This window comes from Streptomyces sp. NPDC001156 (assembly GCF_053598275.1).
Genome location: NZ_JBSFJX010000425.1, coordinates 1 through 3,034, shown reverse-complemented (window position 1 = coordinate 3,034; position 3,034 = coordinate 1). Strand labels below are relative to the sequence as shown.

The 3,034-nt window shown below is 69.7% G+C and carries 2 protein-coding genes; both read right to left on the bottom strand.

The annotated features are described in order from the left end of the window. Positions 1-124: 124 nt before the first annotated feature. Positions 125-2,344, bottom strand: a complete 2,220-nt coding sequence (locus ACWDA7_RS51635) for an NADP-dependent isocitrate dehydrogenase (RefSeq protein WP_450615013.1) — start codon at positions 2,342-2,344, stop codon at positions 125-127. 154 nt (positions 2,345-2,498) lie between these two features. After that, positions 2,499-2,903: a DUF4186 domain-containing protein gene (locus tag ACWDA7_RS51630; protein WP_450615011.1), complete on the bottom strand. Its 405-nt coding sequence runs from the start codon at positions 2,901-2,903 to the stop codon at positions 2,499-2,501. Positions 2,904-3,034: the final 131 nt, after the last annotated feature.

Here is a 3,034-nt window from a genome sequence, read left to right as displayed (position 1 = left end):
AAGAAGTACCGTGACGTGTTCGGCATCCCGGCACAGTCCCGGACGGTCAAGGTGACGGTCCGCAGCCAGACCGGTGAAGGGCAGGGGCCGGCCGGGGCGGCTGTCTGCTGCTGTGCGGGCTGCCTTACGCGAGGGCGGCCAGCGCCTCGTTCCAGGTGGCCGAGGGGCGCATGACCTGGGCGGCCTTGGCCGGGTCGGGCTGGTAGTAGCCGCCGATGTCGGCCGGCTTGCCCTGGACGGCGATCAGCTCCTCGACGATCTTCTGCTCGTTGGCCGCGAGCGTCTCGGCGAGCGGCGCGAACGCCTTGGCCAGCTCCGCGTCGTCGGTCTGCTGGGCCAGCTCCTGCGCCCAGTACAGGGACAGGTAGAAGTGGCTGCCGCGGTTGTCGATGCCGCCGACGCGCCGGGTCGGGGACTTGTCCTCGTTGAGGAAGGTCGCCGTGGCGCGGTCGAGGGTGTCGGCGAGGACCTGGGCGCGCTGGTTGCCGGTGGCCTTCGCGTACTGCTCGAAGGACGGCACGAGCGCGAAGAACTCGCCCAGCGAGTCCCAGCGCAGGTAGTTCTCCTTCACCAGCTGCTGGACGTGCTTGGGGGCGGAGCCGCCGGCGCCCGTCTCGAACAGGCCGCCGCCCGCCATCAGCGGGACGACCGACAGCATCTTGGCGCTGGTGCCCAGCTCCAGGATCGGGAACAGGTCGGTGAGGTAGTCACGCAGCACGTTGCCGGTGACGGAGATGGTGTTCTCACCGCGGCGGATGCGCTCCACGGACAGCTTGGTGGCCTCGACGGGGGCCAGGATGCGGATGTCCAGGCCCTCGGTGTCGTGCTCCTGCAGGTACTGCTCGACCTTGGCGATCAGGTTGGCGTCGTGGGCGCGGGTGGCGTCCAGCCAGAACACGGCCGGGTCGCCGGTGGCGCGGGCGCGGGTGACGGCGAGCTTCACCCAGTCCTTGATCGGGGCGTCCTTGGTCTGGCAGGCGCGGAAGATGTCGCCGGCGGAGACGGTCTGCTCGAGGACGACGTTGCCGGCCTGGTCGACCAGGCGGACCGTGCCCGTGGTCGGGATCTCGAAGGTCTTGTCGTGGCTGCCGTACTCCTCGGCCTTCTGCGCCATGAGGCCGACGTTCGGGACCGAGCCCATGGTGGCCGGGTCGTAGGCGCCGTTGGCGCGGCAGTCGTCGAGCACGGCCTGGTAGACGCCGGAGTAGCTGGAGTCCGGCAGGACCGCGAGGGTGTCGTGCTCCTGGCCGTCCGGGCCCCACATGTGGCCGGAGGTGCGGATCATGGCCGGCATCGAGGCGTCGACGATGACGTCGGAGGGGACGTGCAGGTTGGTGATGCCCTTGTCGGAGTCGACCATCGCCAGCTCCGGGCCCTCGGCGAGCTCGGCGTCGAAGGAGGCCTTGATCTCCTCGCCGTTGGGCAGCGACTCGAGGCCCTTGAAGATGCCGCCGAGACCGTCGTTCGGGGTCAGCCCGGCCGCGGCGAACGTCTCGCCGTACTTCGCGAAGGTCTTCGGGAAGAAGGCGCGCACCACGTGACCGAAGACGATCGGGTCGGAGACCTTCATCATCGTGGCCTTCAGGTGCACGGAGAACAGGACGCCCTCCTCCTTGGCGCGCGCGACCTGCGCGGTCAGGAACTCGCGCAGGGCGGCCACGCGCATCACGGAGGCGTCCACGACCTCACCCGCGAGGACCGGGACGGACTCGCGCAGCACGGTGGTGGAGCCGTCGTCGCCCTTCAGCTCGATGCGCAGCGAACCGGCCTCGGAGATCACCGCGGACTTCTCGGTGGAACGGAAGTCGTCCACGCCCATGGTCGCGACGTTCGTCTTCGACTCGGAGGTCCAGGCGCCCATGCGGTGCGGGTGGGTCTTGGCGTAGTTCTTCACCGAGGCGGGGGCGCGGCGGTCGGAGTTGCCCTCGCGCAGCACCGGGTTCACGGCGGAGCCCTTGACCTTGTCGAAACGGGCGCGGATCTCCCGCTCCTCGTCGGTCTTCGGCTCGTCCGGGTAGTCCGGCAGTGCGTAGCCCTGGGCCTGCAGTTCGGCCACGGCCGCCTTCAGCTGCGGGACGGACGCCGAGACGTTGGGCAGCTTGATGATGTTGGCCGCGGGGGTCTTGGCCAGTTCGCCCAGCTCAGCGAGGGCGTCGTTGATCCGCTGGTCCTCGTTCAGGTACTCGGGGAAGACCGCGAGGATGCGCCCGGCCAGCGAGATGTCACGGGTCTCCACAGTGACACCCGCCTGCGAGGCGTACGCCTGGACCACCGGCAGGAAGGAATACGTCGCCAGGGCCGGGGCCTCGTCAGTGTGTGTGTAAATGATGGTCGAGTCAGTCACCGGGTGCTCCGCTCCACGTCTGCAACATTGCTCGACATCAAGATATCTCGTGAGCGGCCCTCGCTCGACAGTGGCCCGCGCCCTGGGCGCCTCTGCGGGATGATCGGCGCCGGAAGCACGGCCCGTGCGGTCCTGTGGCCCGTCCCGTCGCCCGTCAGGCCGGGCCCCGGCCGACGGCTCTCGCCGCGGCCGACGCCACCTCCCGCTCGATCCAGCGGCAGATCACCGTCACCACATAGGCGCGTTCCGCGCGGCTCAGGTCCCGTCCTTTGGGGATCTCGTGCCAGCGCTGCAGGCAGGTACGGCAGCATGTCGCGGTCGCGTGCTGGGCGACGAAGACCGGGTGGCCCCGGTAGGGGGTCTGCTTGCCGTCCTTGTACGGCTCGGCCGGTGCCAGCCGCTTGGCGATGAGGTCGTAGGCGTGTCGGCGCAGCGTGGCGGGGCCGCGCAGTTCGGCGGTGGCCAGGTCGCGCCCGCGCAGATGGAACCTCGCGCGGAACGGATGGCGTGCGATCACGTCCAGCCGCTGGTCGAGCGAACGAGTTGTCGGATCAGACATCGAGTTTTCCGGTCGGGGGTGTCACGCTCTTTCGAGCATATGACCGGCGGCGCGCGGACATCACGCGGTACTACCGGCCCGACCACGGCCCGGCCCGTGTCACCTTCCTCCTCGATCGCGGGGCCGAGCCG